Origin of the sequence: Pseudomonas sp. CAU 1711 (genome assembly GCF_039888625.1) — a bacterium.
GTDB lineage: Bacteria > Pseudomonadota > Gammaproteobacteria > Pseudomonadales > Pseudomonadaceae > Aquipseudomonas.
Genome location: NZ_JBDQQT010000011.1, coordinates 70395 through 91438, shown reverse-complemented (window position 1 = coordinate 91438; position 21044 = coordinate 70395). Strand labels below are relative to the sequence as shown.

Genomic DNA, 21044 nt, shown 5'->3' with positions numbered 1-21044 from the left:
CATAGGTGTGGAGTGATGGGTATCGCTTCGCTCAACCCATCCTACGGAGCTCGCAGGCGGCGTTATCCACCCCGGGGTCAGCCTTTCTTTTTCCCAGGCAGAATGCCCATCAGCTTGCAGATGATGCCCAGCATGATCTCGTCGGCGCCGCCGCCGATGCTGACCAGACGCACATCGCGGTAAGCCCTGGAAACCCGGTTGTCCCACATGAAGCCCATGCCGCCCCAGTACTGCAGGCAGGCGTCGGTGACCTCGCGGCCCAGGCGCCCGGCCTTGAGCTTGGCCATGGAGGCCAGCTTGGTCACGTCCTTGCCGGCCACGTACAGCTCGGTGGCCCGGTAGACCAGCGCGCGCAGGGCCTCGACCTCGCTCTGCAGCTCGGCCATGCGGAAGTGGATGACCTGGTTGTCGATCAAGGGCGCGCCGAAGGTCTTGCGCTCCTTGCAGTACTCGATGGTGCTGTCGATGCAGTGCTCCAGGCCCTTGATCATGTTGGCCGCGCCGAACATGCGTTCCTCCTGGAACTGCAGCATCTGCATCATGAAGCCCGAGCCTTCTGCCCCGATGCGGTTGCGCTGCGGCACACGCACGTTGTCGAAGAACACCTGGGCGGTCTCCGAGCTGCGCATGCCGAGCTTGTCCAGGTGCGGGCTGAGGCTGATGCCCGGGCTGTTCATCGGCACGACGATCAGCGACTTGTTGACGTGGGGCTTGTCGTCCGAGGTGTTGGCCAGCAGGCAGATGAAGTCGGCACTCGGCGCGTTGGTGATCCACATCTTGCTGCCGTTGATGATGTAGTCGTCGCCGTCCTTGCGCGCCGTGGTCTTCAGACCGGCCACGTCGGAGCCGGCACCGACTTCGGAGACGCCGATGCAGCCGACCATCTCGCCGGCGATGGCCGGACGCAGGAACTCCTCGCGCAGCTCGTCGGAGCCGAAGCGAGCCAGGGCCGGGGTGCACATGTCGGTCTGCACGCCGATGGCCATGGGGATGCCGCCGCAGTGGATGGTGCCGAACTCCTCGGCGGCGACCACCGAGTAGCTGTAGTCCAGGCCCATGCCGCCGAACTTCTCCGGCTTGGAGATGCCCAGCAGGCCGAGATCGCCGGCCTTCTTGAAGATCTCGTGCATGGGGAACTTGCCGGCCTTCTCCCATTCGTCGACGTGCGGGTTGATCTCGTGCTCGACGAAGTTGCGCACGGTGCGGCGCAGTTCTTCGTGTTCCTGGGTGAAGATCATTTTTCTTGTTCTCCTCGTTCTATCCCCCTCTCCCCTTGGGAGAGGGCTGGGGTGAGGGTGGCGGGCGCTGGTCCCTCACCCTGATCCTCGGCTTCGGCTTCCTGCGTCGCCCTACCTCCTGCATCCATGCAGTCGTCTCCCAAGGGGAGAGGGGACTTATAAGCGGGCGACGCCGAAGGTGTTGGTCTTGAGCGGGCGCATCTGCGCCTCGGCGCAGATGTCGAGCAGCAGGCCGAGCAGGGCGCGGGTGTCGCGCGGGTCGATCAGACCGTCGTCCCACAGGCTGGCGGTGCCGTACAGCGCGGTGGACTGGCCGTCGAGCTTCTGCGCGGTGGCCATCTCCAGCATGTCGAGCATTTTCGGGTCGGGCTCCTTGCCTTCCTTGAGGTGTTTTTCCTCGGTGACGATGCGCAGCACCTTGCCGGCCTGGGCGCCGCCCATCACCGCGGTGCGGCTGTTGGGCCAGGCGAAGATAAAGCGCGGGTCCAGCCCACGACCGCACATGGCGTAATTGCCTGCGCCGTAGGAGCCGCCGACCACCAGGGTCAGCTTGGGCACCGTGGCGTTGGCCACCGCCTGGATCATCTTCGCGCCGTGCTTGATCACGCCCTGCTGTTCGGACTCGGTGCCGACCATAAAGCCGGTGGTGTTGTGCAGGAACAGGATGGGCGTGTTGCTCTGCTCGCACAGCTGGATAAATTGCGCGGCCTTGGCCGCACCGCGCGGAGTGATCGGGCCGTTGTTGCCGATCAGGCCGCAGGGCTGGCCCTCGATCCGCAGGTGGCCGCAGACGGTCTGGCTGTCGAACTCGTTCTTGAAGTCGAGAAACTCCGAGCCGTCGGCGATGCGGGCGATGATCTCGCGCACATCGTAGGGCTTCTTGGCATCGGCCGGCACCACGCCGAGCAGCTCCTCGGCCGGATACAGCGGCGCCTTGTAGGCGCGCTGCGGGCGCAGCGGCAGCTGGGCGTTCCACGGCAGCATGGCGAGAATCTCGCGGGCCAGGCGCACGCCATCGGCGTCGTTCTCGGCCAGGTACTCGGCGGTGCCGGCGACCTGGGCATGCATCTCGGCGCCGCCCAGTTCCTCGTCGGTGGCGATCTCGCCGGTGGCGGCTTTCAGCAGCGGCGGGCCGGCGAGGAACATCTTGGCCTTGCCGCGCACCACCACCACGTAGTCGGACAGGCCCGGCTGGTAGGCGCCGCCGGCGGTGCTGGAGCCATGCACCACGGTGATCTGCGGGATGCCGGCGGCGGACAGCCGCGCCTGGTTGGCGAAGGCGCGTGCGCCCTCGACGAAGATCTCGGCGGCGTAGCTCAGGTTGGCGCCGCCGCTCTCGGCCAGGGTGACGATGGGTAGCCTGTTCTCCAGAGCCACCTGCTGCAGGCGCAGCGACTTGCGCAGGCCTGTGGGCGAGATGGTGCCGCCCTTGATCGCGCTGTTGTTGGCGATCACCAGGCAGCGCACCCCCGCCACATGGCCGATGCCGGCGATAAGTCCGCCGCCTGCCTGGGTGCCGTCCTTGTCGTCGTGCAGCTTGTAGCCGGCCAGGGAGCAGAGTTCGAGAAACGGTGCGCCTGGGTCGAGCAGCAGGTTGAGGCGCTCGCGCGGCAGCAGCTGACCGCGCTTGTCGAACTTGGCCTTGGCATCAAACGCCTTGTCGAGGACTTTCTGCTCCACCTCGCGGAAGCTGGCGATGGCGCCCAGCATGGCCTCGCGGTTCTGCGCGAAGCTGTCGCCATGGACATCGAGTTCGGATTGGATCACCGGCATCGTGTTATTCCTCTTGATCCTTCAGCACATCGGGCAGATAGGCCCGGTGGAAGCCGTTGTAGGCCTGGCTCTGCCCCGACTTGGCCTTGAACAGCGGGAAGGCGCGGCTGCCCTGGCTGGCGGCGCCGTCGATGCGGATGCAGTTGCCGCTGATAAAGGCCGCGCCCGGCGACAGCAGGAAGACGATGGCCGCCGAGACTTCCGACTCGCTGCCGATGCGCTTGAGCGGTACATGCTCGCGCAGGGTGGGGATCACCGCCTTGAAGGCGCCCTCGTAGGTGTCCATGCCGCTGGAGGCGATCCAGCCGGGTGCCACGGCGTTGACCCGCACCCCGGCATGACCCCACTCGACGGCGGCGGTCTTGGTGAAGTTCTCCATGCCGGCCCTTGCCGCTCCCGAATGGCCCATGCCGGGCATGCCGCCCCACATGTCGGCGAGCATGTTGACTATGCTGCCGCCGGTCTTGCTCATGCTCTGGTTGAACACCTCGCGGGCCACCAGAAAACCGCCGACCAGATTGGTTCTGACTACGGTCTCGAAGCCCTTCTGGTTGATCGAGGCGAGCGGGGCGGGGTACTGGCCGCCGGCGTTGTTGACCAGATGGTGGATGGCGCCGCGCTCGGCGATCACCGCCGCGACCATGGCCTTGACCGCCTCCTCGTCGCGGATATCGCAGACCCGGTAGCCGACGCTGCCGCCGTCCTCGATGATCTCTCCGGCGGTCTTCTCCAACTTATCTGCCTTGCGCCCGACCAGCACCACATGGGCGCCGAGGGCCGCCAGTTCATGGGCCACGCAGCGGCCGATGCCGCTGCCGCCACCGGTGACCAGGATGCACTGGCCGGCGAACAGGCCGGGTTTGAAGACTGAGTCGTATGCCATTGTTGTTCCTGTCGTAGGCTGGGTTAGGCCTTGGCCGTAACCCAGCGTGTTGGCTGTGCTGGGTTACGCCTGCGGCTAACCCAGCCTACGTTTCATAGCTGCTCGGCGATTTCCCGTGGCACCGGCACCGGGAATTCCAGCAGCTGCTGGGCGAAGGCCTTGCCCTGCGGATCGATACGCAGGCTGGCCACGCCGCCGCCGCCCAGGGCGTTCTCCAGCAGGAAGTTGAGGCTGTGGCTGCCCGGCAGGTACCAGCGGCTGACCTTGCCGCTCTGCGCGTCCAGGCTGTGGCCCATCCAGCCGGCCACGGCCTCGGTCGTCAGCGCGGCGGCGATCCAGGCCAGGTACTCGGGCTTTCTCGCCATCACGCCGATATTGCTGTGGTTGCCCTTGTCGCCGGATCGGGCCACGGCCAGCTTGATCAGCGGCACGCTGGCCTCGGCGCTGCCGACAGGAGCGGGCAGGGTGGCCTCGGCGGCGATCCGCACCGGGTCGAACGCTTCGGTCTGCGGCAGGGCGACCGGGCGACGCTGGCCGTCGATCTCCACGGCCAGCGCGCAGGCGCTCTTGTCCACCAGGAAGCTGAACAGGCGGATCACCGGATATACCGTGGGACGGCCGCCGATCATGCCGGTCAGGCCCGGCGCCATGCCGGTGGCGGCCTGGGCGATCTCGCGGGAGAACAGCACCAGTGCCTCCTTCTTCGCGTGGCTCACGGCGAGCTTGATCACCACTTCGCGGCTGTCCTGCCTGCGCGCGTGCGGGCCATAGGTGGCCTCGGCCCCCAGTAACTCTATGGACACCTCCCGGTAAGGCCCCCAGCCGCGCTCGACGAGCATCTCCTCGGTCTTGCCGATGATCGCCTGGCTGACCCGCTCGGCCTTGGCCACCGCGTCGATACCGGCGATCAGGCAGCTGGCGGTGCAGCGGAAGCCGTCCGGGTGGGTGGCGCTGACCTTGTATTGCTCGGTCGGTGGCAGGCCGTGCGCGCCCTTCAACTCGACGCGGTTATCGCCGACCTGGGTCAGCCGTACCTGGGTGAAATCGCACACCACATCCGGCAGCAGGTAGGCACGCGGATCGCCGATCTCGTAGAGCATCTGCTCGCCCACCGACAGCACGCTGACCAGGCCGCCGCTACCTTCGGGCTTGGTCACCACGAAGCTGGCGTCATCGCGCACTTCGATGACCGGGAAGCCGATATGTTCGTAGTCCGGCACCTCGCGCCAGTCGGTGAAGTTGCCGCCGGTGCACTGCGCGCCGCATTCGATGATATGGCCGGCCAGGGCGGCCTGGGCCAACTTGTCGTGATCGTTCCAGCTCCAGCCGAATTCATGCACCAGCGCCGCGCTGACCACGGCGCTGTCGACCACGCGGCCGGTGATGACGATATCGGCGCCGGCCTCCAACGCCGCGACTATGCCCGGCGCGCCGAGGTAGGCGTTGACCGACACGCACATCGGCGGCAGGGCGGCGCCGCTGAACATCTCCAGGGTGCCGGCCTTGGCCAGCTCGCCGAGCTTGGGCTGCAGGTTGTCGCCGTGCAGCACGGCGATCTTCAGCGGCACGCCGGCCCTGTCGCAGGCGGCGGCCAGGGCGGCGGCGCAGGCACTCGGATTGACCCCGCCGGCATTGCTGATCACGCGGATCTTCTTCGTCGCGATCTCGCCGAGCAACGGCGCCAGCACCTCGACGAAGTCGCTGGCATAGCCCTCGTCCGGCTTCTTCATGCGCACGCCGGCCATGATCGACAGGGTGATCTCGGCCAGGTAGTCGAACACCAGGTAGTCCAGTTCGGCGCCGCGCACCAACTGGGCGGCGGCGGTGGAGGTGTCGCCCCAGAAGGCGGAGGCGCAACCGATGCGCAGGGTCTTGCTCATGCTCGGAGAATCCATGCGGTGCCAGATGAGTCGAAGGCTACCAAGCAAGCGCTTGGTTGAAAAGTGTCGAGAGCAAATTTTCCCGAGCGCTTGCTTGGTATCTTCGCAGCCCCTAAATTCGCCAGCTTGCGTACAATTCTGCGCAGACCAGCGCCGAGTGGGGGAACGATGAGCCTAGACGAACAGAAAGCCCGAGAAGTGATGCAGCAGCTGGTCGCCAATGGCGAGCTGACCGACCCGGACAGCCCCCGTGGCAAGCTGCTGCAGACCGCCGCCCACCTGTTCCGCAGCAAGGGCTACGAGCGCACCACGGTGCGCGACCTGGCTGGTGCCGTGGGCATCCAGTCCGGCAGCATCTTCCACCACTTCAAGAGCAAGGACGAGATCCTCAAGGCGGTGATGGAGGAGACCATCCTCTACAACACCGCGCTGATGCGTGCCGCCCTGGAGGGGGCAGAGGGTCCGCGCGAGCGGGTGCTGGCGCTGATCCGTTGCGAGCTGCAGTCGATCATGGGCGGCACCGGCGAGGCCATGGGCGTGCTGGTCTACGAGTGGCGCTCGCTGTCCGAGGAGAGTCAGGCCTATATTCTCAGCCTGCGCGACCGCTATGAGCAGATCTGGCTCGATGTGCTCGGTGAGGCTCGTACCGCCGGCCAGTTCAAGGCCGACCCCTTCGTCCTGCGGCGCTTTCTCACCGGCGCGCTGAGCTGGACCACCACCTGGTTCCGCCCCGACGGCAAGATGAGCCTGGATCAGTTGGCCGAGCAGGCACTTGGCCTGGTGTTCAAGAACGCTTGAGAAATTAGGCTAATCTGCTTGCAGAGTTGGCCCATGGCTGCGCGGCTACAGGGAGGAGCCGAGCACTGCTCCGTCTTCCTGCCGAGGTAACCGCTTTGCCGACGTTCTTTCGCCTGCTGCTGATCGCCATGCTGTTCTGCGTGCCTGTGGCCAAGGCGGAGCAGCTGGTGCGAGTGGGCGCCTACCATTTCCCTCCCTATATAGTGAAGCCGGAGAGCAGCAAGCCCAAAGGGCTGCTGCCCGAGCTGCTGGGCACGCTCAACGAGGCACAGCAGCACTATCGCTTCAAGCTGGTGCCGACCTCGGTGACGCGTCGATATCGCGATTTCACCGAGGGGCGCTATGACCTGATCTTCTTCGAGTCGCCCGACTGGGGCTGGCAGGGCATCGAACTGGACATGCTCGATCTGCGCATTTCCGATGCCGAGGTGTATGTCGCCCGTGCCGTTCCCGGGCGCGACCAGAGCTATTTCGCCAGTTTGCGAAACAAGCGGATGGCTCTGTACAACGGCTATCACTATGGTTTCGCCGGCTTCAACGCCGACCAGAACTTTCTCAGCAACAACTTCAACGCGGTGCTGACCTACTCGCACGACAGCAATCTGCTGATGCTGCTGCACGATCGTGCCGACATCAGCGTGGTGACCCGTTCCTACCTGCGCCTGTACCAGAGAGAGCATCCACAGTTGGGCGCCCAGTTGCTGGTCTCCACCCGCACCGACCAGGTCTATCGTCATCACGCCTTGCTGCGCCCAGGCGCAGTCATAGACAGCGATGGGCTCGAGCGCTTGCTGCAGGAGCTGAAGGGCAGTGGCAGGCTCGGCGAGCTGCTGACGCGTTACTACTTGCTGGATGCCTCCCAGGTGCAGGCCGAGCCGGCCGACCCCATGCCTCGCTGACCGGGTTCTTGTCATTTACGCAAATCAGACCCTGGGCTAGTCTCAGCGGAGACCGGACAGTCTGAGAGGTTGTAATGGGGTGCAATCGACAGGGATTGCTGGGGGGCGTGCTGCTACTGGCGGCATTGTTCAGCTCGAATGTCGCTACGGCCAGGGACGTGTTGATCGCGGCCGTACATTTCCCTCCCTACGTGATCAAGCCCGAGAACAATCCGCACAACGGGTTGCTCGGCGAGTTGGTGGACGCGCTCAACCGGGTGCAGGATCAACATCACTTCAGCCTGCGCGCCACCTCGCTCAACCGCCGTTTCGATGACTTCCGTCAGGGGCGCCTGCATGTCGCCATCTTCGAGAATCCCGACTGGGATTGGCAGGGCATCTCCGGCACGCGCATCGACCTGGGGCTGGAGGACGCCGAGATTTTCATCGCCCGCGCCGAGCCGGGGCGCGACCAGAGCTATTTCGACAGGCTGATGGGCAAACGCATGGCGTTGTTCAACGGTTATCACTACGGTTTCGCCGGGTTCAACAACGATCCGAAGTGGTTGGAGCAGAACTACAACGCGGTACTGACCTACTCCCACGAGAGCAATCTCAAGCTGGTGCTGCGCGGCCGTGCCGATGTCGCCCCGACCACGCGCTCCTGGCTGGGCGCGCGCCTACGCGAGCAGCCGCAGCTGCGCGAGCAGCTGCTGGTCTCGGACTGGGAGGACCAGCGCTATCGGCACTACGCCATTCTTCATCCGCAGGCGCCGATCAGCGCCGAGGACTTTCGCCAGGTGCTGCAGCTATTGCGCGCCAATGGCGAGCTGGAGCGCATCTTCGCGCCCTATGGGATAGATGTCAGGACGCACGTAGCGGGTAGCTCAGCAGCAGGAAATGCAGAGTATTGACGGCGCCGTGCAGCGCTACGGCCGGCCATAGCCGGGCGCCGAGGTGGAAGACCAGTCCGTAGCCCAGGCCGGCGCAGCCCGCCACCAAGGCGAAGGCCGGGCTGAAGGGCGCATGCGCGGCGCCGAACAGCAGGGCGGTCAGGCCGATGCCGGCGACGGCGCCCAGGCGTGCCGTCAGGGCTGACTGCAGCCAGGCGCGAAACAGCAGTTCTTCGGCCAGCACCGCCACGCTCAGGTTCACCACCAGCCACAGCCACCAGCCTTGCGGCCATTTCGGTTGCCAGTCGACCACGCCCAGTGCCAGCGCCGGCGGCGGGACCAGCAGCAGGGTGGCCGCCGCCACGGGCCAGGCTGCCCAAGCCTTGCGCTGTGCGACTGGTGGTCGGCCCAGCCACCAGGCCAGCAGGGTCAGGCCGAGCAGCAGTTTGTCCCAGGACAGGCGCAGGCCATAGGGTGGCGCGTCGGGGCTCAGCAGCCGAGGCGACCACAGGGCCAGCGGCTGGAAGCCGGGCAGCAGATGGGCCGCCAGGGCGATGCCGCCAGCCAGGCCGCCACACCACCAGAGCCAGAACGGCAGCCGCCGCTCGGCCAGCAGCACCCAGCCCATGTAGAGCACGCAGAACGCCGCGGCCGGTGGAGCGATGAAGCCGAGTGCCAGGCCCAGGGCGAGCGTCAGGCTCGGCGGCAGCAGGCGCAGATGCAGTGGCGGCATTCAGCGGTCTTCGGCGTCCTTGGCGTCCATCTCGGCGTTACGCTGGCGGATCCGGGTCAGTTGCTCCTCGCTCAACGGCAGCTTGCGTGCGCTGTCGCGCAGCAGCAGCAGGCTGCCGAGGATGGAGCCGAGGGCGAGAATGATGATCAGCCAGGCGTACCAGGGCATGGCGTGCTCCTCGAAGAAGGTATGCCCACCTTAGCGCGCGGCCTGGGCGCCGGGCAAATATTGCACTTGGCCGTTCGAGGGCTCTGTTTCGCGTGATGGCTGTCACATGCTGGCAATCTGCGGCTGCTTGAATGCCGGCCATTCGAAGGTCGGGGGTAGTTCCATGGAAGTCGTTCCCGCACTCGGTCGCCTGTTGCGGCCGGTGTCCGCACTGACGGTGCAGATCAGCATCAGTGATGTCGCCGATCGCCTGCTGATGCCCGAGCACAAGAGCTTCCTGTCCTTGCCGGTGGTGGCGGAGGACGGCCGCCCCCTGGGCCTGGTCAGTCGCTCGACCCTGCAGGACATCTTCATGCAGCGCTTCGGCCGCGATCTCTGGGGGCGCAAGCCGGTCGGCGAGGTGATGAATCCGGCGCCGCTGGTGGTCAGTCTCGATACCAGCCTGGAGGAGGCCGCGCGGCAGATCACCGCGCAGTTGCAGTCGCCGATCCGCGACGACTTCATCCTGGTCGACGAGGCGGGCCTGTATCAGGGGCTGGGCACCGTGCTCGATCTGCTCAAGGCCATGGAGCACCGGGTGGCCCAGCGCAACCGGGTGCTGCGCAAGGCCCTGGTCGACCTCAAGGAGTCCCAGGCGCAACTGGTGCAGTCGGAGAAAATGGCCTCCCTGGGACAGATGGTGGCGGGCGTGGCCCACGAGCTGAACACGCCGCTGGGCTACGTGAAGAACAACCTGCAGCTGTTGCAGGACCTCACCGGACCGCTGCTGGATCTGGCCGCGGCCCAGGCGCGGCTGGGCGACTGCCTGGCCGATCCGGGCTGTGCCGAGGTCGATCTGGCCCGCGCCCTCGACGAGGCTGCCCGGGCCCGCGAACAGGCGGCGCCCGAGCTGCTGGCGGAGGATCTCGCGCAGCTGTTCGCCGACACCCAGTACGGCCTGCAGCAGATCGGCGAGCTGGCGGTCGGGCTCAAGGACTTCGCCCGCCTCGACCGCGCCATGAGTGAGGAGGTCGACCTCAACGACTGCATCCGCAGCGCCCTGTTGATCGCCCGCAACAGCATCAAGGACAAGGCCGAGGTGCAGCAGCGGCTCGGCGAGCTGCCGCGCATCGCCTGCGCGCCCTCGCAGATCAACCAGGTGCTGCTCAACCTGCTGACCAACGCCGCCCAGGCCATGGACGGCTACGGCCGCATCCAGGTGAAGAGCTGGAGCGAGGCAGGCTGGGTGTTCGTCTCGGTGCAGGACAACGGTCGCGGCATGTCGCCGCAGGTGCTCGAGCGCATCTTCGACCCCTTCTTCACCACCAAGCCGGTCGGGCAGGGCACCGGGCTCGGCCTGTCGATCAGTTACAAGATCGTCCAGGACCACGGCGGCAGCATCCGCGTGGTCTCCGAGCCGGGGCGCGGCACGCGTTTCCTGCTCAGCCTGCCGTGCAACCAGACCGCCAACCTGAAACGGAGCGCATGAACATGAGTCAGCCGATCCGCGTGCTGTTCGTCGACGACGAGGAGCGCATCCTGCGCAGCCTGGCCCTGCAGTTCCGCCGCGACTACGAGGTGCTGGTGGAGAGCGACCCGCTGCGTGCGTTGGAGCGCCTGCGCGGCGAGACGGTGCAGGTGATCGTCAGCGACCAGCGCATGCCGCAGATGAGCGGTGCCGAGCTGCTGGCCCGGGCCCGTGAGCTGCAGCCCGCGGCCCTGCGCATCCTGCTGACCGGTTACTCCGACCAGCAGGCGGCGATGGATGCGCTCAACGAGGGCGGCATCTTTCGCTATCTGGCCAAGCCCTGGGACCCGCGGGAAATGGCCGAGACCCTGCGCCAGGCCGCGCGCCTGGCGGTGCAGGGTGCGGCTCCGGCCGCCGCGCCCGCCCCGGCGGAAGTGTCGCTCAACCTGCTGTTGCTGGACCAGGCGCCGGAGACCCTGGCGTGCGTCGGCGCCTTCTGCAGCGCCGGCGGCCATCGCCTGCTGCGTGCCGACAGCCTGGACGAGGCCCTGCGCTGGCTCAACGAGGAGCCCATCGACCTGCTGGTCAGCGACCTGTGCCTGGCGGGGGCGGACACCGCGCCGCTGCTCAAGAGCCTGGCCCAGGCCCACCCTCGGCTGCTCAGCCTGGTGGTCACGCCCTTCTGCGATACCCAGGCCCTGCTCAAGCTGATCAACGAGGCGCAGATTTTCCGTTACCTGCCCAAGCCGATCCGCAAGGGCCTGTTCGACAAGGGCCTGCGCGCCGCCGCCGAACAGGCCCTGATCTACCGGCAGCAGCCGCAGCGGGCGGTCGCCCGCCTGGCCGAGGCACCCCGCGAGGCGCCGGAGCGCGAGCGCGTGGGCAGCCTGCTGGGCATGCTCGGCAGGCTGCGCGAGCGGCTCAGCGCCTGAGTCGAAGGCGGGCGTACGCCCCATGGAGGCTCAGCAGCACGGAAGCGCGTGGGGGGGCTTCTCTCGCAGGCCCAGTCAAACAGCAGAGGGGAATCGGCATGGATATCGGCATGCGTGAGGCCGCGGGCCGCGGCTGGATCGTCACCCTGGGGCACTGCACCGTGCCCTTTCCTTCGCAGGAGGCGGCCGATCAGTTCGTCGCCCGCCTCAGGCAGCGCCTGGCCGCGCCTCACCAGCTACCGCGACGTGACCAGGAAACCATGGGGCAGGCGCAGGATTAGCGGGCGGGCGCGCGGCTTGCTCGAATCGGGCTCAGGCCTTGGCGCCGATCTTGGCGATCACCTTGAGCTCGCCCGGCAGCAGGCTCTGCACCGAGGCGCGTGCCTGGATGCGCAGGTAATGGGCCGCCAGCGCCGGCCAGCGCTGCGCGTCCAGCGTTTCGCCGCCGTGCTCCATGTTCTGCAACTGGCTGTAGATCGCCAGGTCGGCCTGGCTCAGCTGTTCGCCGAGGAAGAACTCGCCCGCGCCCAGGGTCCGCTCCAGATAGTCGAAGTGCGTGGGCAGCTTCTCGTGCAGCGCCCTCTGCACCGCATTCTCGTCGCAGGGCTGGCCGAGCATGGGCTTGAGCAGACGATTGCGGAACACGCCGAAGGTGCACAGCGGCGCCAGTTCGTAGTCGCCGTACTTTTCCAGCCAGCGCACCTTGGCCGCCTGGCTGGCATCGCCGCCGAACAGGGGCGTGCGCTCGGGGTAGCGTTCCTCCAGGTACTGGCAGATCACGCTGGAATCGGCCAGGGTCAGGTCGCCGTCGCGCAAGGCCGGGATGCGGCCCAGGGGGTTGAGCTCGCGGTACCAGTCCGGCTGGCCGTAGGGCGTGACGATTTCCAGCTGGTAATCCAGGCCCTTTTCCAGCAGGCACAGGCGCAGTTTGCGCACGAAGGGGGACAGCGGGGCGCCGTAGACGATCAGGTTCATGGGGGCTCAGTCGTAGATGTTCTTCTTCTTCCACTCGTCTTCTTCGAGGGACTTGAGGCCTTCTGTCAGCTCGCTGGGCTCATCGGCGGCGGCGGGCTGGGCCTTCGCCAGCACCACGGCGTTGGCGCGGGCCAGTAACTGCTCCAGTTGTTTCAGCTGGCTCTGGTAGCTTTCGGGATCGGGCTGCTTGCGGATGTATTGCACGCCGCGTTCGTAGGCCAGGCGGGCCTGGCCCGGCTGGTCCTGCTGCATGGACTGTTGGCCCAGGTTGATGAAGAACTCGAAGTGCAGCTGTACCAGCATGCGGCGCAGCTCGGCCAGCCAGCGCTTAGCCTCGGCTGCCGGCAGCAGGCCGCTCTGGGCCGCGCGGGTGATCAGGCCGTGCAGGTTCTCCAGCAGGTGGCGAACGTCCTTGGCCTTGGCCTCGGTCATGATCTGCTGCGGTGGGTTGCCGACCGGAATGGCGTCGCCCTTGGCGACCAGCTCGCGCAGCTCGGCAAGACGCTGGCTCAGATTGGCGTTCTTCTTGTCCAGCTGCAGCAGGCGTTCGCCATAGTGCTGTTCGAAGCGGCTGAGCAGCAGCTTGAGCGCCGGGCTGATCAGTTGTCCGGGCATGCCATCGGAGACGTCGCGGCTGCGCCGCATACGGTCGTTCAGCTCGGCCTTGAGGCGTGCCTTCTCCAGCCGGCTGTTCTCCACCATGTGGTTGATGTAGCCGATGGCGAACAGCACCACGATGCCGGCGACTATCAGGGCGGTGATGACGAGTGGGGACACCGTTGAATCTCCCGTGCGCTTCTTTTTTCCCCGAGTGTAGTGCCTTAGCCGTTGCGCTCATAGCGCTGTATCAAATTCAGGCTCGAAGTCATTGATTTGAAAAAAGTTTTGCTTGAGGGTTGACGCTCCTGGAAAGGCTCCATAGAATGCGCGCCACTTTCGACGAGTTGGTGAAGGCCGAGTCGCCGGAAGCCGGAAAGCTGTTGTAAGCTCCGGGCCACGTCCCCTTCGTCTAGTGGCCTAGGACACCGCCCTTTCACGGCGGTAACAGGGGTTCGAGTCCCCTAGGGGACGCCATGCGGGAATAGCTCAGTTGGTAGAGCACGACCTTGCCAAGGTCGGGGTCGCGAGTTCGAGTCTCGTTTCCCGCTCCAGATTCTCGGAATTTCACTTCGGTGGGGTTTCGGATAAAAGTCCAGAAGGCAGTCATGCAGTCTGGCAATTCGGGAAGCTGTTATAAGCTCCTGGCCACGTCCCCTTCGTCTAGTGGCCTAGGACACCGCCCTTTCACGGCGGTAACAGGGGTTCGAGTCCCCTAGGGGACGCCATGCGGGAATAGCTCAGTTGGTAGAGCACGACCTTGCCAAGGTCGGGGTCGCGAGTTCGAGTCTCGTTTCCCGCTCCAAATTCACGAAACGCCACCCAACCGGGTGGCGTTTTCGTTTGTGCCGTAGCCTACAAAGCCCCGCTTGCGCCTGATGCTGTTCACTTAGCGGCATCACGGCCACGGCCGGACTTTTCTTGGTTCAGGTCTGCGGCTGTTGTTCGCCCTCTCCCCTTGGGAGGGGGCCGGGGTGAGGGCCTCGCCGAAACACCCTCACCCCCAGCCCCTCTCCCGGCGGGAGAGGGGAGCGCTTAGGGCACCTTTTACTAGAGCAACATCCAAGCTACGGCATTGCGCAGTGTGCCCTCAGGCAGACACAAGCCAGAAAACGCCGCGACTCTGTAAAGAGGTCGCGGCGTTTTCTTAAGTGAACAGCATTACCGTTTGAGCGGGGCTTTGCGTTTCAGTGCTTGGCGCTGTCGTCGGGCAGGGCCAGCAACTGCTTTTCGCGGTTCCAGTCGAACGGATCGCCGTTCTGTTCGGCCTCGAAGCGGCGCTCGTCGAGGCGCTGATAGAGGTCGATCTCCTCGTCGGGCATGAAGTGCAGGCAGTCGCCGCCGAAGAACCACAGCAGGTCGCGCGGCACCAGGTGGGCGATCTGCGGGTAGCGGTGGAACACCTGGCTGATGATGTCCTGGCCCTGGTACTGGCTGCTCTCCGGATCGACAGGCAGTTGCGCCAGCAGTTCGTCGAAGCGTTCGAGGAACAGCGCGTGGCTGTCGTCCTCCACCTGTTCGGCCTCGCCCAGGGCGACCAGGATGCCGCGCAGGTGGGTGAGCAGGGCGAGATGGTGGTCGAGATGGGCGCTGGCCATGGTGGGAGTCCTGTAAAGCGAAACGGGCGCGGAGTATAAGGCGCCGCGCCCGTCCTGCGCTAACGCACCTTGCCACGACTCAGTTTGAGGTCCTCCTGGGCGAAGTCGTCGACATCTATCACCCGCCGTCGCGCGGCCTCCACTTGGCGTAGCTGCTCGGCTTCCTCGGCGCCGAGCAGCCCTTCGCGCAGCGCCGCCTCTATATCCGACTCGCCGGGGCGGGGTTGCAGGCCATCCTTGACGGCCTGCTGCAGCTTGTTGCGGCTCGCCGCGCTGGCGTCGAGCAGCTCCACGGCCTGCTGCAGGGCGCCAATCGGATCATCGCCCGCCTGTGGCCGGTAGCAGCCATCGAGCAGGCTCTCCAGGGCCTGATCGCCACGCGGGCGGCCGAGGATGGCGGCGACCTCGGCGTCCAGCGCGTCGCTCGGCCCACGATGACGGCGGCCGAGGGGGAAGACCAGCACCCGCAGCAGGCAGCCCAGCCAGTGGCTGGGGAAGTTGGCCAGCAGCTGTTCCAGGGCGCGCTCGGCCGCCGCCAGGTTGTCTTCCAGGGCCCAGCGCATGAGCGGTTGCAGCGCCTCGGGATGGCCCAGGTCGTGGTAGCGCTTGAGCGCCGCGCTGGCCAGGTAGAGGTGGCTGAGCACATCGCCCAGGCGCGCGGACAGGCGCTCGCGGCGCTTCAGCTCGCCGCCGAGCAGCATCATGCTGCAGTCGGCGAGCAGGGCGAAGGCGGCGGCCAGGCGGTTGAGGGCGCGGAAATAGGGGCGGCTGAGCGCGTCGCCGGGGGCGTCGCCGAAGCGGCTCAGGGTCAGGCCGTGGAGCAGGGCGCCGGCGGCGTTGCCGACGGCGAAGCCGAGATGGCGCAGCAGCAGGGCGTCGAACTCGCGCAGGGCCTGTTCCTGGTCCTCGCAGCCGGCCAGGGCCATTTCATCGAGGACGAAGGGATGGCAGCGAATCGCGCCCTGGCCGAAGATCATCAGGTTGCGCGAGAGGATGTTGGCGCCCTCGACGGTGATCGACACCGGCGCGCCAAGCCAGGCGCGGCCCAGGTAGTTGTTCGGTCCCATGATGATGGCCTTGCCGCCGTGCACGTCCATGGCGTGGGTGACGCACTCACGGCCACGCTCGGTCAGGTGGTACTTGAGGATGGCCGACAGCACCGAGGGCTTCTCGCCGAGGTCCACCGCGCCGGCGGTGAGGGTGCGCGCGGCGTCCATCATCCAGGCATTGCCGGCGATGCGCGCCAGGGCCTCCTGGATGCCTTCGAAGGCCGCCAGCGGCACGCCGAACTGCTCGCGCACCCGGCAGTACTGGCCGCTGACCAGTCCGGAGAGCTTGGCCGCGCCGGTACCACCTGCCGGCAGGGAGATGGAGCGGCCGACCGACAGGCAGTTCATCAGCATCATCCAGCCCTTGCCCAGGTAGTCCGGCCCGCCGATCAGGTGGTCGAGCGGGACGAACACGTCCTTGCCGGCGTTGGGGCCGTTCATGAAGGCGGCGCCCAGCGGAAGGTGGCGGCGGCCGATCTCCACCCCAGGGGTGTCGGTGGGGATCAGCGCCAGGCTGATGCCCAGATCTTCCCGCTCGCCCAGCAGGTGGTCGGGGTCGTAGGCCTTGAAGGCCAGGCCGAGCAGGGTGGCGACCGGCCCCAGGGTGATGTAGCGCTTCTCCCAGGTCAGGCGCAGGCCGAGCACTTCCTCGCCGTGCCACTGGCCCTTGCAGACGATGCCGGTGTCGGGCATGGCGCCGGCATCGGAGCCGGCCAGCGGGCCGGTCAGGGCGAAGCAGGGGATCTCCTCGCCGCGCGCCAGGCGCGGCAGGTAGTGCTGGCGCTGCTCGTCGGTGCCGTAGTGCAGCAGCAGTTCGGCCGGGCCCAGGGAGTTGGGCACCATCACGGTGGAAGCGAGGTCGCCGGAGCGGGTGGACAGCTTCATCACCACCTGGGAATGGGCATAGGCGGAGAAGCCCTTGCCGCCATATTCCTTGGGAATGATCAGGCCGAAGAAGCCGTGACTCTTGATGTGCTGCCAGGCCTTGTCCGGCAGGTCGAGCTGCTGGCCGATCTGCCAGTCGCTGACCATGGCGCAGAGTTCCTCCACCGGGCCATCGAGAAAGGCCTGTTCTTCCTCGCTGAGGTGCGGTGTCGGGTAGGACAGCAGCAGTTTCCAGTCCGGGCGACCGCTGAACAGTTCGCCGTCCCACCACACGCTGCCGGCATCGATGGCTTCGCGCTCGGTGTCCGACATCGGCGGCAGCACCTTGCGGAACCAGGCGAACAGCGGTCCGCTGATCAGCCTGCGGCGCAGCTCGGGCAGGGCCACTGGCGTGGCCACGGCGAGCCACAGCAGCCAGAGCAGGCCATGCAGCCAGCTCGGCGCGTGGCCGAACAGGTTGAACAGCAGCAGGTAGGCGGCAACCAGGCCCAGAGCGGGCAGGATGGCGACGCGGTTGTAGGCGAGTCCGGCGACGGCCAGCAGCAGAAGCAGCAACCAGATGACGAGCATGCACAGTCCTCCATGGGGCCGTCCCTGGCGAGAGGGGCGGATTGCTTGGCCGGATCGTCATGCCCGAGGCGCTGGTCGCCCGGTTAGACTGGCGAAAATCCCAGGGAAGCTCTCCATGCACGCCAATCTGCGACCCGGTCGGTTCATCGATAGCGACCACCCCAGGGTAGTCGAGTTCACCGAACGGTGGCGCGGCACCAGCCGCGATCCGCGCGAGCAGGCCGTCAGCCTGTATCGGGCGGTACGCGATGAAATCCGCTACAACCCCTATGCGTTCAGCCCCGATCTACAGACGCTCAAGGCCAGCCACGCCCTGGCGGCGGGCGAGTCCTACTGTGTGCCCAAGGCCCTGCTGCTGGCGGCCTGCGCGCGGCATTGCGGGATACCGGCACGCATCGGCCTGGCCGATGTGCGCAACCACCTGTCCACCCCGCGCCTGATTGAGCTGCTGCGCAGCGAGGTGTTCGCCATGCACGGCTACACCGAGCTGTTCCTGGGCGGCAAATGGGTCAAGGCCACGCCGGCCTTCAACTTGGCCCTGTGCGAGCTGTTCCGCGTGGCGCCGCTGGAGTTCGACGGGCGCAGCGATAGCGTGTTCCACCCCTTCAATGCCGAGGGTGAGCGTTATATGGAGTACCTGGTCGATCACGGCCAGTTCGACGACCTGCCGGTGGAGCTGTTCTTCGCCCATCTCCAGCACTGCTACCCGCACCTGTTCGCGCTGGATTCGGCCTTTCTGAGCGGCGACCTGCAGGCCGAAGTGGCGAACATGAAGGCCGTCGATAGCTGATATCAGTCGTGCGGGGTTTATCCGCCGGCGCGCAGCGGGCAGGCTAGCCTGACACGAGGTTGCATTTGCCTGCCCGCGACCTTATTTAAGCCATTCCCTTGCCGAAGTAAGCGCACACCATGACCTCCGCTCTGTCCATCCGGCAGCTCACCAAGACCTACGCCAACGGCTTCCAGGCCCTCAAGGGCATCGACCTGGAGGTGGAAGAGGGCGACTTCTTCGCCCTGCTCGGCCCCAACGGCGCCGGCAAGTCCACTACCATCGGCATCCTCTCCACCCTGGTGAACAAGAGTGGCGGCAGCGTCGAAGTGTTCGGCCGCGATCTCGATCGCGACCCCTCCGGGCTCAAACGCTGCCTGGGCGTGGTGCCGCAGGAGTTCAACTTCAACCAGTTCGAGAAGTGCTTCGACATCCTCACCACCCAGGCCGGCTACTACGGCATCCCGCTCAAGCTGGCCAAGGAGCGCGCCGAACAGTACCTGACCCAGCTGGGTCTGTGGGACAAGCGCAACAATGCCTCGCGCGAACTGTCCGGCGGCATGAAGCGGCGCCTGATGATCGCCCGCGCGCTGATCCACCGGCCGCGCCTGCTGATCCTCGACGAGCCGACCGCCGGCGTCGACATCGAGCTGCGCCGCTCGATGTGGAGCTTCCTCACCGAGCTCAACCAGCAGGGCATCACCATCATCCTCACCACTCACTATCTGGAGGAGGCCGAGCAGCTCTGCCGGCATATCGGCATCATCGACCACGGGCGCATCGTCGAGCGTTCCAGCATGAAGGACCTGCTGAAGAAGCTGCATGTGGAGACCTTCCTGCTCGACCTCAAGGAGTCGACCCTGGTCATGCCGCAGCTCGCCGGCTATCCGGCGCGGCTGGTCGACGACCACACCCTGGAAGTGCAGGTGGAGAAGAGCCAGGGCATCAACGACCTGTTCCGCCAGCTGGCGACGCAGAAGATCGAGGTGCTGAGCCTGCGCAACAAGAGCAATCGCCTGGAGGAGCTGTTCGTCTCCCTGGTCGAGAAGAACCTGGAAAAGGTGGCCAAATGAGCCCGGAACTCGCTTCCAACTGGGTCGCCCTGCAGACCATAGTGCGTCGCGAAGTGCGGCGTTTCATGCGTATCTGGGCGCAGACCCTGCTGCCGCCGGCCATCACCATGGCCCTGTATTTCGTCATCTTCGGTCGCCTGATCGGCAGCCAGGTCGGCGGGGTGGGCGACTACTCCTACATGGAGTTCATCGTGCCCGGGCTGATCATGATGTCGGTGATCACCAACTCCTACAGCAACGTGGTGTCGAGCTTCTTTTCCAGCAAGTTCCAGCGCAACGTCGAGGAGCTGTTGGTGTCGCCGGTGTCGCCGCACACCATCCTGATCGGCTACACCATAGGCGGCGCCCTGCGCGGCCTGGCGGTGGCCTTCATCGTCACCCTGCTGTCGCTGTTCTTCACCCAGCTGCAGGTGCATCACCTGGGCGTGACCGTGCTGGTGATTCTGCTCACCGCCATCACCTTCTCGCTGGGCGGCTTCATCAACGCGGTCTACGCGCGCAACTTCGACGATATCTCGATCATCCCGACCTTCGTGCTGACGCCGCTGACCTACCTGGGCGGGGTGTTCTACTCGATCAGCCTGCTGCCTCAGTTCTGGCAGCACGTGTCGCTGGCCAACCCCATACTGCACATGGTCAACGCCTTCAGGTACGGCATCCTCGGCGTGTCCGACATCAATATCGGCATCGCCATCGGCATGATGCTGCTGGCCAGCTCGGTGCTCTATATCGTCTGCATCCGCCTGCTCGAGAGCGGCCGCGGCATGCGTCAGTAAAGGCTGCGGCAATCGGCGCGGGCGCCTGCGAGCGAGCATGGCGGGGTGACCTGAGGCGATCGCGCCGCTGGTCATGCCGGCTTGCCAGGTCGGCCTCAGCGGCTATGCCTGTAACTCAGGCATCGCTCGCAGGGAGGCACTGTCATGCAGCCGTATCTATCGATCCTGTTCATCGTCCTGTCGCTCTCCGCATGTACCCTGGATCGCTCGGGGCTGGCCGGCATGCCCGGTGGCGAGTTGAGCGCGACCCCGGCCCTGGCCTGTCCCGGTGATACTGTTGTTATCGCCTGGGACACCGAGCGGCCGCCGCACCCGAGCTTCTGCCGCTTCGCCAATGGCAACCTGCCCGAGTTGCAGCGCTGCAGCTCGGGCAGAGACTGCCCGATCGGCGGCAGCATCTGCCTGGACGGCTACTGCAACCTCTGTTCGGCCATAGCCGACGAGCAGGAGCGGCGCAGCGAGTGTGCTGCGCCCAGCCATCTCGGCTGCCAGCCCGACCTTAACGCGCGCATTCGTGTCACGCCCGAGCCGATGCCGCCCCTGGCGGCCGCCGAAGACATCGCCCAGCACCGTGGCGAGCGCACGTTCGTGGTGCGGGAGACCAGCGACATCGCCTTCCGCAGCGAGGTGGCGGACCCGGAGGGCAATCGCGCCGGCCACCCGGACTGGCTGGGGCGCATCGATCTGAATGCGCGGGTCGAGGTGGTCGATCCCGATCTGCTGCGCACGGCCGCCAACGCCTACGAGTGCCGTGGCCGTGCCAGTTGGCCCGGCGCGCTGCTGGAGGAGCTGTTCCCGGGGGCGTCGTCGCGCCTGCGCCTGCTCAGTGTGCATAACCCCAGTCGCTTCGCCGTGGACGGTTCTATCGACGGCAACCCGTTGCACCTGGAACCCGGCGCCACGTTGGAGCTGAGCCTGGTGCCGGAGGGGCCGATCCAGGCCCAGCCCGCCGCCGAGTTCCTGCGTACTCTACCGCCGGTGCAGTGCACGCCCACGTTCAGCAGCGGCAGTTATCCCGGCGCGCCGCTGCTGCTCAGGGTCGGCTGCGTGGCGCCCTGAACCGGCCAGGCTGCCGTGGCTTGTGCGGAGGGGCATGGGCTGCCGCTGGCAAGAGGGCGCAGGGCATGGA

20 protein-coding genes and 4 tRNA genes are annotated in these 21044 nt (G+C 66.4%); 14 read left to right on the top strand and 10 right to left on the bottom strand.

The window, feature by feature from the left end:
* Positions 1-77: 77 nt before the first annotated feature.
* The 4 genes from atuD to AAFN46_RS13870 form a co-directional block, all read right to left on the bottom strand.
* Positions 78-1238, bottom strand: a complete 1161-nt coding sequence (gene atuD, locus AAFN46_RS13885) for a citronellyl-CoA dehydrogenase (RefSeq protein WP_347809280.1) — start codon at positions 1236-1238, stop codon at positions 78-80.
* Between the two features lie 156 nt (positions 1239-1394).
* A complete protein-coding gene (gene atuC, locus AAFN46_RS13880) occupies positions 1395-3011 on the bottom strand; it encodes a geranyl-CoA carboxylase subunit beta (protein ID WP_347809279.1) in 1617 nt (538 codons plus the stop codon).
* 4 nt (positions 3012-3015) lie between these two features.
* A complete protein-coding gene (locus AAFN46_RS13875; protein ID WP_347809278.1) occupies positions 3016-3894 on the bottom strand; it encodes an SDR family oxidoreductase in 879 nt (292 codons plus the stop codon).
* Positions 3895-3986: 92 nt separating this feature from the next.
* The gene (locus tag AAFN46_RS13870) at positions 3987-5774 is read right to left on the bottom strand and encodes an acyclic terpene utilization AtuA family protein (protein WP_347809277.1); all 1788 of its coding nucleotides are present in this window, start codon (positions 5772-5774) and stop codon (positions 3987-3989) included.
* A 168-nt stretch (positions 5775-5942) separates the two neighbouring features.
* On the opposite strand from AAFN46_RS13870, the gene AAFN46_RS13865 reads away from it, so the two are divergent.
* The 3 genes from AAFN46_RS13865 (at position 5943) to AAFN46_RS13855 (ending at position 8364) form a co-directional block, all read left to right on the top strand.
* Positions 5943-6572, top strand: a complete 630-nt coding sequence (locus tag AAFN46_RS13865; RefSeq protein WP_347809276.1) for a TetR/AcrR family transcriptional regulator — start codon at positions 5943-5945, stop codon at positions 6570-6572.
* 128 nt (positions 6573-6700) lie between these two features.
* Positions 6701-7471: an amino acid ABC transporter substrate-binding protein gene (locus tag AAFN46_RS13860; RefSeq protein ID WP_347809375.1), complete on the top strand. Its 771-nt coding sequence runs from the start codon at positions 6701-6703 to the stop codon at positions 7469-7471.
* 158 nt (positions 7472-7629) lie between these two features.
* Positions 7630-8364 (top strand): amino acid ABC transporter substrate-binding protein, encoded by a 735-nt coding sequence (locus AAFN46_RS13855; protein ID WP_347809275.1) that lies wholly within the window; start codon positions 7630-7632, stop codon positions 8362-8364.
* Here AAFN46_RS13855 and AAFN46_RS13850 read toward each other — a convergent pair.
* Together AAFN46_RS13850 and AAFN46_RS13845 are read right to left on the bottom strand one after the other, a co-directional pair.
* Positions 8315-9076, bottom strand: a complete 762-nt coding sequence (locus AAFN46_RS13850; protein WP_347809274.1) for a CPBP family intramembrane glutamic endopeptidase — start codon at positions 9074-9076, stop codon at positions 8315-8317. The two genes, AAFN46_RS13855 and AAFN46_RS13850, sit on opposite strands and share 50 nt — an antisense overlap.
* On the bottom strand, positions 9077-9244 hold the full coding sequence (locus AAFN46_RS13845) for a DUF2897 family protein (RefSeq protein ID WP_347809273.1): 168 nt from the start codon (positions 9242-9244) through the stop codon (positions 9077-9079).
* A 163-nt stretch (positions 9245-9407) separates the two neighbouring features.
* Between AAFN46_RS13845 and AAFN46_RS13840 the strand changes: the two genes are divergently transcribed.
* From AAFN46_RS13840 to AAFN46_RS13830, 3 genes are all read left to right on the top strand, one after another.
* Positions 9408-10712, top strand: a complete 1305-nt coding sequence (locus tag AAFN46_RS13840) for an ATP-binding protein (protein ID WP_347809272.1) — start codon at positions 9408-9410, stop codon at positions 10710-10712.
* Positions 10713-10714: 2 nt separating this feature from the next.
* Positions 10715-11623, top strand: a complete 909-nt coding sequence (locus AAFN46_RS13835) for a response regulator (RefSeq protein WP_347809271.1) — start codon at positions 10715-10717, stop codon at positions 11621-11623.
* A 110-nt stretch (positions 11624-11733) separates the two neighbouring features.
* Entirely contained in the window at positions 11734-11904 is a 171-nt protein-coding gene (locus AAFN46_RS13830; protein ID WP_347809270.1) for a hypothetical protein, read from the top strand.
* A gap of 31 nt (positions 11905-11935) precedes the next feature.
* On the opposite strand, the gene AAFN46_RS13825 is transcribed toward AAFN46_RS13830, so the two are convergent.
* A complete protein-coding gene (locus tag AAFN46_RS13825; protein ID WP_347809269.1) occupies positions 11936-12598 on the bottom strand; it encodes a glutathione S-transferase family protein in 663 nt (220 codons plus the stop codon).
* Between the two features lie 6 nt (positions 12599-12604).
* On the bottom strand, positions 12605-13375 hold the full coding sequence (locus tag AAFN46_RS13820; protein ID WP_347809268.1) for a hypothetical protein: 771 nt from the start codon (positions 13373-13375) through the stop codon (positions 12605-12607).
* 221 nt (positions 13376-13596) lie between these two features.
* On the opposite strand from AAFN46_RS13820, the gene AAFN46_RS13815 reads away from it, so the two are divergent.
* The 4 genes from AAFN46_RS13815 (at position 13597) to AAFN46_RS13800 (ending at position 14000) form a co-directional block, all read left to right on the top strand.
* A tRNA-Glu gene (locus tag AAFN46_RS13815) sits at positions 13597-13672 on the top strand.
* Position 13673: 1 nt separating this feature from the next.
* Positions 13674-13749, top strand: a tRNA-Gly gene (locus AAFN46_RS13810).
* Positions 13750-13847: 98 nt separating this feature from the next.
* Positions 13848-13923, top strand: a tRNA-Glu gene (locus AAFN46_RS13805).
* Between the two features lies 1 nt (position 13924).
* Positions 13925-14000 (top strand) — tRNA-Gly (locus AAFN46_RS13800).
* A 382-nt stretch (positions 14001-14382) separates the two neighbouring features.
* Here the strand turns inward: AAFN46_RS13800 and AAFN46_RS13795 are convergent.
* Together AAFN46_RS13795 and AAFN46_RS13790 are read right to left on the bottom strand one after the other, a co-directional pair.
* Positions 14383-14793 carry a PA2817 family protein gene (locus tag AAFN46_RS13795; protein ID WP_347809267.1) on the bottom strand — a complete coding sequence of 137 codons (411 nt, stop codon included), beginning with the start codon at positions 14791-14793 and terminating at the stop codon, positions 14383-14385.
* Between the two features lie 59 nt (positions 14794-14852).
* Positions 14853-17297 (bottom strand): acyl-CoA dehydrogenase, encoded by a 2445-nt coding sequence (locus tag AAFN46_RS13790; protein ID WP_347809266.1) that lies wholly within the window; start codon positions 17295-17297, stop codon positions 14853-14855.
* 115 nt (positions 17298-17412) lie between these two features.
* Between AAFN46_RS13790 and AAFN46_RS13785 the strand changes: the two genes are divergently transcribed.
* The 4 genes from AAFN46_RS13785 to AAFN46_RS13770 all read left to right on the top strand — a co-directional run bounded on the left by AAFN46_RS13785 (position 17413) and on the right by AAFN46_RS13770 (position 20974).
* Positions 17413-18087 (top strand): transglutaminase family protein, encoded by a 675-nt coding sequence (locus AAFN46_RS13785; protein ID WP_347809265.1) that lies wholly within the window; start codon positions 17413-17415, stop codon positions 18085-18087.
* Between the two features lie 119 nt (positions 18088-18206).
* Positions 18207-19139 carry an ABC transporter ATP-binding protein gene (locus tag AAFN46_RS13780; protein ID WP_347809264.1) on the top strand — a complete coding sequence of 311 codons (933 nt, stop codon included), beginning with the start codon at positions 18207-18209 and terminating at the stop codon, positions 19137-19139.
* The gene (locus AAFN46_RS13775) at positions 19136-19915 is read left to right on the top strand and encodes an ABC transporter permease (RefSeq protein ID WP_347809263.1); all 780 of its coding nucleotides are present in this window, start codon (positions 19136-19138) and stop codon (positions 19913-19915) included. Before AAFN46_RS13780 ends, AAFN46_RS13775 begins: the two co-directional genes overlap by 4 nt.
* A 144-nt stretch (positions 19916-20059) precedes the next feature.
* Positions 20060-20974 (top strand): hypothetical protein, encoded by a 915-nt coding sequence (locus AAFN46_RS13770; RefSeq protein ID WP_347809262.1) that lies wholly within the window; start codon positions 20060-20062, stop codon positions 20972-20974.
* Positions 20975-21044: the final 70 nt, after the last annotated feature.

Bases quoted from the DNA above. Each gene is read 5' to 3' on its own strand.
- AAFN46_RS13770 (WP_347809262.1), top strand. From the start codon at position 20,060: ATGCAGCCGTATCTATCGATCCTGTTCATCGTCCTGTCGCTCTCCGCA.
- AAFN46_RS13795 (WP_347809267.1), bottom strand. From the start codon at position 14,793: ATGGCCAGCGCCCATCTCGACCACCATCTCGCCCTGCTCACCCACCTG.
- AAFN46_RS13870 (WP_347809277.1), bottom strand. From the start codon at position 5,774: ATGAGCAAGACCCTGCGCATCGGTTGCGCCTCCGCCTTCTGGGGCGAC.
- AAFN46_RS13850 (WP_347809274.1), bottom strand. From the start codon at position 9,076: ATGCCGCCACTGCATCTGCGCCTGCTGCCGCCGAGCCTGACGCTCGCC.
- AAFN46_RS13825 (WP_347809269.1), bottom strand. From the start codon at position 12,598: ATGAACCTGATCGTCTACGGCGCCCCGCTGTCCCCCTTCGTGCGCAAA.
- AAFN46_RS13790 (WP_347809266.1), bottom strand. From the start codon at position 17,297: ATGCTCGTCATCTGGTTGCTGCTTCTGCTGCTGGCCGTCGCCGGACTC.
- AAFN46_RS13860 (WP_347809375.1), top strand. From the start codon at position 6,701: ATGCTGTTCTGCGTGCCTGTGGCCAAGGCGGAGCAGCTGGTGCGAGTG.
- atuC (WP_347809279.1), bottom strand. From the start codon at position 3,011: ATGCCGGTGATCCAATCCGAACTCGATGTCCATGGCGACAGCTTCGCG.
- atuD (WP_347809280.1), bottom strand. From the start codon at position 1,238: ATGATCTTCACCCAGGAACACGAAGAACTGCGCCGCACCGTGCGCAAC.
- AAFN46_RS13830 (WP_347809270.1), top strand. From the start codon at position 11,734: ATGCGTGAGGCCGCGGGCCGCGGCTGGATCGTCACCCTGGGGCACTGC.
- AAFN46_RS13845 (WP_347809273.1), bottom strand. From the start codon at position 9,244: ATGCCCTGGTACGCCTGGCTGATCATCATTCTCGCCCTCGGCTCCATC.
- AAFN46_RS13785 (WP_347809265.1), top strand. From the start codon at position 17,413: ATGCACGCCAATCTGCGACCCGGTCGGTTCATCGATAGCGACCACCCC.
- AAFN46_RS13835 (WP_347809271.1), top strand. From the start codon at position 10,715: ATGAGTCAGCCGATCCGCGTGCTGTTCGTCGACGACGAGGAGCGCATC.
- AAFN46_RS13865 (WP_347809276.1), top strand. From the start codon at position 5,943: ATGAGCCTAGACGAACAGAAAGCCCGAGAAGTGATGCAGCAGCTGGTC.
- AAFN46_RS13780 (WP_347809264.1), top strand. From the start codon at position 18,207: ATGACCTCCGCTCTGTCCATCCGGCAGCTCACCAAGACCTACGCCAAC.
- AAFN46_RS13840 (WP_347809272.1), top strand. From the start codon at position 9,408: ATGGAAGTCGTTCCCGCACTCGGTCGCCTGTTGCGGCCGGTGTCCGCA.
- AAFN46_RS13875 (WP_347809278.1), bottom strand. From the start codon at position 3,894: ATGGCATACGACTCAGTCTTCAAACCCGGCCTGTTCGCCGGCCAGTGC.
- AAFN46_RS13775 (WP_347809263.1), top strand. From the start codon at position 19,136: ATGAGCCCGGAACTCGCTTCCAACTGGGTCGCCCTGCAGACCATAGTG.